Below are 6,879 nucleotides of genomic sequence, written 5' to 3'. Positions count from 1 at the left end.
CCGGTGGATGTTGTTCAGGCATTAGTACTATAAGTAAATGTCTTTAAGCGCACAAAAGTAGAGGTTTTTTTTAATACTGGCAAAGGTAAACGCGCCTTGATTTATAATTGCTTATTGTTTTGAAAAAATATGGGTTGCCGTCGAACATATTAAAGTAATATTATAGCCTGCATAGCAAATTGGGTAGGAAGCCATATATTAGTTTTATCTTTTATTGCTGATGAAAACCTATACCATTAAAAACACAAACGGAATTACATTGAACGAATTTTACAGAGACTTAGATGCCGGAGGGAAGCTGGTGATTTACGGTTATTGTATCTCTATAATTGCACTAACTTTCAGGCTGATATCTTCGCCTTATTTTATCAGGCCAGGTGAATCCCAATCAAAATTTAAACGCCGTTATAATACGCTTTCATTGATTTTCGGTTGGTGGGGATTACCCTGGGGACCTATTTATACCATAGATATGATCAAGATCAATTCGAAAAATGGGGGTGGGGTAGATGTAACCAGCGAGTTGATATCTAAACTGACAGAGAAATATATTTATCATGATGCAGAAGAAATATTTCCAGAAGGTATTACAATAGATTATAATGATCATGAGTTGACAAGATGATAGGGTGTTTCATGTAATTATGCCCCGCTTCCTCTGCCTTGTTTATTAAGGCCAATAGCACGTTCTCCCTGCTTCGTCCGATATACTTAATGCCAGTTGGGGGAACCAATTATCTTGCCCCTCCTTAACAAAACAGGCAGTTAAATTTTATTCATTTGTGCTAAGTAAGCTGTGAGAGTTTATTTACAAACTCAGCTAAGTGAACCGTATGATCAGGAGTGACTGGTTGAATTGTGCGTATAACTATGACTGTGTTAATGATCTCTACTACGAAATCTTTATACATCATTTCAACAAGAATATTCCTAAAAGCTGAAGTCATGGCCGCTTTAGCTTTTTCATTATCGTTAGCAACAACATAAAAATGACTGCTGAAGATTCTGTCATCATTAAATTTAAGCTCAACAGGATGAAATATTTCTAATACCCTATCAGTAAATGTTTCTCTTCTGATTAATACTCTTCCAAAGTCTGATTTTAAATCTGCAAATGCCCATACCTGGTATTTATCATACTGGGTAACCTGGCCCCCCTTACCACCACGACCGCCCATGCTATTTTGATAGCTAAATTTAACAAAGTTCAGGTAACAATTTGCCGAAGGATAGTTGATGAGTAAAGTACCTCCTAATTTTGCACCCGGAATGTTATTAAATATTTCAAATTTGTTGATGTGCTGTTCTGATTCATTCGGTAAGCCAATACTAAATTTTCTTTTGAGCTCTTTGTAAGTATCTTCAAGTGCTTGTATCTCGTCGGCATCAAGTGAGACAGTATCGAACGGGAAATTTTTCAATTTTATAATTATTATTTGCGGAATTAAATTAGCAATAACTTGTGGAAATAGTTTCCCCGCTTGCTTCAACGTAACATTAGTGTCGAAGATATTAAGTTATGTATAAGTATGAAAGGGCTGTTAAGTATTAGCAGTGGTGAATGATTGATTAAAAGGGGGATAGGACAGGCAACCCTCCGGATACTTTTTGAATTGTAGAAAAGTGTCAATTCCGGTTATTATCCCATCGGTCAATTAACCCCAGCTACCAAAACAAAGGCCGCCCCGGTAAAAACCGGAAGCGACCCTTTTATTAACCAAATTAAGTCTGAATTATTTATCCCACCAAACGCGGGCTTGAGCATTAAAGTTATTGGTGCCGCCGTAATGGGCTACCGCTGCGGTTACGTTGGCATTGTTTAAATTAAACTCTGATTGCGGATAAGGTATTTTACGCGGGATAACACCGCTTGTACCAGGGGTTGGTGTTAACACCGGGTATCCGGTGCGCCTCCAGTTGGCCCAAACCTCATCGGCATCAAAAACAAAACCAGCTACCCAAAATTCGGTGTTTATTTTGGCTATCTGTGCTTCTGATGTTGCCGGTAACGGGTTTTTTGCCAGGTATGCACTTATCTGAGTTCCGGTAATAACCGGATTGCCCGATAATTTTGATAGCGACTGCATGTGCGCCGTGATACCCGCTTGGTAATGATCGTTGGCACTACCAGTAATGTAGCCGCGCACAATAGCTTCTGCTGTTAAAAACTCAACCTCGGCATAAGCAAAATCAAAAAATGGGGTGTCTTTTTGGCCAAAAGCATCATAATTAACCCGGGTATTTGGCGCCGGGTCGCTTGCTTTGAAGCTGTAGCCATTAAATTGAGTAGTATCAACCGGGGTAGCTTTTGTGCCACCATTAGCAATGAAAGTATTGTAAACGCCACCATATACAAATAAACGCGGATCGCCTGCTACCTTCATTTCTGTTATCAGGGTTTTATGAAGGAAGAAATCATTTTGGCCGTCATTCAATGTAAAGTTAAAACCGTTTGGCGCGGCGGCATTGTGTAATAAAACAGGCATATCGGCATTGCTACTCATTACGCCATCGGCAATAGCTTCTTTGGCCAAAGTTGATGCCTGGGTAGGGTCAACCTTAATTAAACGCATACCTATTCTTAGCAGCATGGATGAAGCCAGCTTTTTCCATTGCGCGGCATTGCCGCCATAAAACTGGTCGCCGCTTACTTTTTGATTTGAGTTGTTTGTTAAAAGTATGATAGATTCCCGGAGTTCTTTTACAAAATCAGTGTAGATCTGTTGCTGCGGATCATATACGGGTGTAAATACTTTATCGCTTAAAGCTTTGCCTGCCTGGCTGTAAGGAATATCGCCGTAATAATCAGTTAATTTTTGATAAATAAATACCCTCCATATCCTCGCGGCAGCGTAAGTTGACTGCAAATCGGTACGGGCTTTTAATACAGGCACAATGTATTCAAGGTCATTTAGCGCCGGCCGGTAAAAGTTGTTCCAGTAACGTTGTGATACGTCATCAGTTGCAACATAAGCATTACCTGGCCAATCATTTGCATAGCCATATTGCATAAAAGCATGGCAATAAGCTGTACGCGGAAACATATCTACGTTTGATGTATTAACCTCGGCGTCAGAAAGCAAGGCTCCCGGATCAATAGAAGTTATGCCATCGGGGTTTAAGTTGTACTTTGCAAAGTTTTTTGTACAACCCGAAAGCGCCGTTGCAATAACAAAGAATAATAATATGCTGTTTATTGAATTTTTCATGATTTTCTCCTTTCTGTATGATTAAAAGGTAACATTTAAATTAAAGCCAAAAGTGCGGCTTGTTGGCAGCGCGCCGCTGTCATAGCCATAACCCTGGGCAATACTATCTGACGCTTCAGGATCAAAAGTTGGCAGGTCTTTCTTAATATAGAAAAGGTTACGGGCAATAAGTGAAAGGGTAACCGAGCGGATATGGCTGCTGTTTAACAGGCTTTGCGGTAGCGAATACCCGAGTGAAATTTGCCTGAACTTGATAAACGTACGGCTAAACACATGGGCTTCATCGGCGCTTTTATCGGCATTGCCACCATCATTATATTGAATATAAGGGCTAAATGGCAACGTGTTTTTTACATAAACGGGTGCCGATGCCGTACCTGTATTGATAACGCCGTTAGGTATATAAGTACCGTCGCGGCCGAGCAGCGAGGCTTGGGAGTTACCAAAATAGTTGGTCCAACGGGCACCAGCTTCATAAATCTGGCCGCCAAATTGACCGTCGATAAGGAAGCTGAAAGAGAAGTTTTTGTAGTTGAATGTATTGGTTATACCGCCGGCCCAATTTGGATTTGGTGACCCGAGATAGCTTTCATTATTATTAACATCTTTAATAACAGCGTCATTTGGTTGAGTGGCATCAGATGTGCCAGACCTTGAGTTTACCGGTATATATACATCCTGGCCCTGGGCATTTTTCAAAAATGTACTGCCGAAGATAGAGCCCAGCGGATAACCTACTTTTGATTTAATGTTATAATAATGCGAGATACCGTTAGCCCCGATCGTAGGATCAAGCGCGGTTACCATGTTTTTGTTTTTGGCAGCATTAAAACCAACGTTCCAGGTAAAGCTTTGGGTTTTTACAGGGCTGCCGCTAATGGCTAACTCTATCCCACGGTTATACATTGAACCCGCGTTAAAGTACAATGAATTGTAGGTGGTTGCGTTACTGATTGTTGATTGCAGTAAAAAGTTATCAGACTTTTTGTAGTAGTAAGCAAAATCAAACGATATCCTGTTTTGGAAAAATTTAAGTTCGGTACCAAGTTCTGTTTCTGTTGTAGTTTCGGGTTTTAAACTTGGCGGCGGTACGGTTGCGCCGGTAATTTCGGCATTGGTAATGCCATTTACAGGTGGCTTAAGGGTAAAGGTAAGGTCTGTTAGCTGTGGTGTGGGATTACTGCCTGTTTGCCCTATGGATGCTCTTATTTTACCAAATGATAATACAGATTGATCTAATTTTAACGCGTCGGTAAATACAAAGCTTAAGTTGGCCGATGGGTAAAACAGGTTTGGTTTAAAATTAGGGCGGGTAGATGACAAGGCTGAATACCAATCGTTACGGCCGGTTATCTCCAGGAAAAGGTAATCTTTGTATCCAAATTGCACATCGGCAAAAACAGAATTAGTTTTATACCTTGGCGTGTGCGACTCTGTTGGCGGATGCACATTGCTTGCATTGCTAAAGTTTAACAGGTTAGGGTCGGCCAGTCCTTCAGCATACAGATCCAGTGAATATTGTTGTGAATTTTGCAATTCAGCACCTGCAAAGGCATTCACCGTAAGATCTGAAAATTTATGATCATATGATAACATTGCCCTAACGTCAGACTTTTGCTGCTCAATAGTAGTAGTGCGGTAAACACCGTTAGTATTAATTACGTTATTCGGGCGTACCACAAATAAGGCGGGCGTGTTTATATAATCGTAACCGGCAATTAAATTAGCATGTAAGTGGCTGGTAATATCATAAGTAATATTGCCCGATGACAGGATGCGGTTTTGAGTTTGGTTATTGGTTACCTGCTCTATTTGCACGTAAGGATTGGCGTTATAAGTTGACAGGTATTTGCCATCCGGGGTTTTATCATCCAGCAAAGTGATATCTGTTGAGCTGGCGATACGCGGATATGCCAGGCCAAATGAGCCGCGACCGTCGCCACGTAAAAGCGGCGCGTTTTTACGTAAGGTTCTTGAAAGGTCTATCTTGAAATCGGTATGTAACCTGCTGCCATAATCCTGAGTGGCACGTATTACGGCGTTATACCTTTCGTACTTCTCGCCAGGGGTAGGCAGGTTATCTTGTGTTTGCGATAGCGAAACCCTGTATGAGCCGTTGTCGGTACCCTTGGTAAAGGCTAAGCTATTGGTAGTGGTTACACCGGTTTTAAAAAAGCGGTCGAAGTTTTTAGCTGCTGATTGAGATACGTAGGGTTTTGTTTTTCCATCGATATCTAAAAATGGCCTGCCATCCAGTTTACCACCCCATGACCATCCCGGGGCGTCGCCGGAGTTGTCCGCAAGCTGTCCATAAAATATCGGGTCGCTATAATCGGCAGGTGTATATGGGCGGCCCAGGTAGCCACGGCCATACTCGGTTTGCAAATGATCATAAGGTACCATTTTTTCCAACACGGTGTTGCTGTTGAAGCTTATACCAAGGCCCTGGCCTTTTTTGCCTTTTTTTGTAGTGATCAAAATAACACCGGCTTGTGCGCCACCGCCATAGAGAGCGGCTGCCGACGCGCCTTTTAAAACGCTGATGGTTTCGATATCATCCGGATTGATAGATGATAAACCATCGCCCGGGTCAGATCCTCCGTAAACTTTGCCGCCATCGTCGCTGTTCTCACGGGTGCTGCTATTGATAGGTACGCCATCAACAACATATAAAGGTTGGTTTGACCCTGAAAATGAAGAGTTTCCCCGTAAGATAACCCTCGATGAACCGCCCGGGCCGTTTGGCGGGCTTTGTACCACTAAACCTGCCACCTTGCCTTCTAACGCGTTTATAAAAGTGGGTTCGCGGGTTAGGGATACTTCTTCGCCGCCAACCTGGCTTATGGAGTAACCCAGTTGTTTTTCAGCTTTTTTAATGCCCAAAGCTGTTACTACAACTTCGCTTAATTTGCCTGATTCACTTAGGCTAACTGTTAAAAAAGTACTGTTGCCAACCGTAACTTCTTTAGGTGTGAAGCCAACAAAACTTATAATTAAAATACTTTTATCGTCGGGCACATTGATGCTAAAGGCCCCATTTGCATCGGCGGTTACGCCCAGCGTAGTGCCCTTGAGTTTGATGGTAGCACCGGGTAAAGGCCCTCCTTTTTCATCAACTACTTTGCCTTTAACGTTAAGCGATACGGCGCTTATTGCAGTATTGTCTTTCTCCTGCAAAAAAACGGTGTTGTTTACAATTTTGTAAGTTAAGGGCAGGTTTTTTAAGCAAGCGTTTAAGGCTTCGTCAACAGAAGCATCTTTCACTTTTACAGTAATGTTTTTATTACGCACATCTTTGGTGTCGTAAAAAAACAGATATCCATTCTGTTTATTGATTTCCTTTAGCACCTGTTTTAAAGGTACGTTTGTAGCATCGAGGTTAATCTTTTGACTAAACACGCTCGCGCTGCATTGCATAAAGGCTATGACCATAAATAGGGTAGTCAATTTCATAACCAATAAGATTTTTTTTGGCAGCCATGGTTTATGAATGGCCATTAAAAAAGCATTTAATTTCATACTTTTGGAGAGTTTGGGTTAATACATGGTTAGGGACACTAAGCTTGTTTTTCCGGTTTACCGGAAGGGTTAACTCAAATATTTACCGTACCCTGATGCCAGTCGGGGTGCGGTTATTTAAAATAACCTTGTTTGCGGGGGGCGCCTAAGG

At 41.8% G+C, this 6,879-nt stretch carries 4 protein-coding genes; 1 reads left to right on the top strand and 3 read right to left on the bottom strand.

The genetic code is table 11. The features are described 5' to 3' along the window. Nucleotides 1–220: 220 nt before the first annotated feature. Nucleotides 221–625 (top strand): hypothetical protein, encoded by a 405-nt coding sequence (locus tag VF500_RS04480; protein WP_330858530.1) that lies wholly within the window; start codon nt 221–223, stop codon nt 623–625. Nucleotides 626–785: 160 nt separating this feature from the next. Here the strand turns inward: VF500_RS04480 and VF500_RS04475 are convergent, their stop codons facing one another. From VF500_RS04475 to VF500_RS04465, 3 genes are all read right to left on the bottom strand, one after another. After that, a complete protein-coding gene (locus VF500_RS04475; RefSeq protein WP_330858529.1) occupies nt 786–1,490 on the bottom strand; it encodes a hypothetical protein in 705 nt (234 codons plus the stop codon). A gap of 243 nt (nt 1,491–1,733) precedes the next feature. Continuing rightward, nucleotides 1,734–3,209 carry a SusD/RagB family nutrient-binding outer membrane lipoprotein gene (locus VF500_RS04470; protein ID WP_330858528.1) on the bottom strand — a complete coding sequence of 492 codons (1,476 nt, stop codon included), beginning with the start codon at nt 3,207–3,209 and terminating at the stop codon, nt 1,734–1,736. Between the two features lie 21 nt (nt 3,210–3,230). Next, complete coding sequence (locus VF500_RS04465; protein WP_330858527.1) at nt 3,231–6,662, bottom strand: SusC/RagA family TonB-linked outer membrane protein; 3,432 nt, start codon at nt 6,660–6,662, stop codon at nt 3,231–3,233. Nucleotides 6,663–6,879: the final 217 nt, after the last annotated feature.

It is taken from the genome of Mucilaginibacter sp., assembly GCF_036383575.1.
GTDB lineage: Bacteria > Bacteroidota > Bacteroidia > Sphingobacteriales > Sphingobacteriaceae > Mucilaginibacter.
This window is presented reverse-complemented; position numbering and strand designations above follow the sequence as displayed.